The organism is Halomarina rubra (genome assembly GCF_023699475.1).
In the GTDB taxonomy this organism is placed as follows: Archaea; Halobacteriota; Halobacteria; order Halobacteriales; family Haloarculaceae; genus Halomarina; species Halomarina rubra.
The window spans coordinates 103,120-104,131 of record NZ_JALXFV010000006.1; the positions used below are offsets into that span (position 1 = coordinate 103,120).

The following is a 1,012-nucleotide window of genomic DNA, read 5'->3' on the forward strand; positions in this document are numbered from 1 at the left end:
TGTCAATCCGGATCGAGGTGATAGAAACCAATCGTGTCGTCTGCCGGTATTGTTAGACAGAGAGTGTGGGTCTATTAGAGGGGGACACAACCGGTCGAAAGTTTGCCAGATTCTGCGTGCTGGGTACTCGGCGCATATCTTGCACGAGGTGCTTCGGAGAAGCTAGTACCCTTCGCGTAGGGAGTCATTCGAGAGGCGGATCGTAGTCGTCGCCGAAGAGATGGGGTGCGTACGTTGGGAGATACTGGGCTGTAAGTCGGTAGACCGCCCACGCCTCAGCTGCGTATGCCCCAACGAGTAGCAAACCGACCAGAGCGACTCCGATTGATTCGTACGCCGAAAGGGGGAGGAACAAGAACGGGAGTAGCGTCGTTCCCGGAACAACCGCTGAGAGGACGAGCTTTGCGTCATTCTTGAGTACTACATCGTCAACTGACCCGTGACGAGTAATGGCGACTGGTCGATCTGGACGCGGTACCGGAATGACACGCGTGACCAGTACGTAGGACCCAATCAGTAACGCGGCTGCAACGATAGCTCCGGCTCTGGAGGTCACGACGAGGCCGAACAGAGTGACAAGGACCGAAGCCCCACTGTAGAGAAGCGAGAACAGCAGTGGTTGTGCCAGTAGTAGAGTAAGATCTCGGCTCATATTTCTGGATGATAGACATACGATAGTAAAGACGATGGAGACGTATGGCAGATGAAATCTCGGCGAGCGGAAACAGTGTGTTCGGATTGGTCACGGTTCCAACCAGTATACTGTACGAAGTTCCTCGGAACTGGCAATCGAGAGCTGAATTCAACCTCTGTATGCAGCAGGTCTGTAGACAATATGCACCCAACTGGTAGGAGTCGCGTTGATACACTCGCGGCACACGTCTAACAGCTGCGTCACGCCGATTCGGTGTGAAACAAACCGGTCGTATCGATCGCCGGTACTGATAGACTGAGAGCGTGAGTCTATCAGCGGGAGATCCAAACTCTCATAGTTCTGCCAGTTTCGTCGTGC

Annotated in this window: 1 protein-coding gene; it reads right to left on the bottom strand. The window is 54.0% G+C overall.

Annotated features, from left to right (window positions below):
- Nucleotides 1-184 precede the first annotated feature (184 nt).
- Nucleotides 185-652 carry a hypothetical protein gene (locus tag M1L36_RS12820; protein ID WP_250874147.1) on the bottom strand — a complete coding sequence of 156 codons (468 nt, stop codon included), beginning with the start codon at nt 650-652 and terminating at the stop codon, nt 185-187.
- Between the last annotated feature and the right edge of the window lie 360 nt (nt 653-1,012).

Coding starts and splice junctions, on each gene's coding strand:
- M1L36_RS12820 (WP_250874147.1), bottom strand. CDS start 652: ATGAGCCGAGATCTTACTCTACTACTGGCACAACCACTGCTGTTCTCG.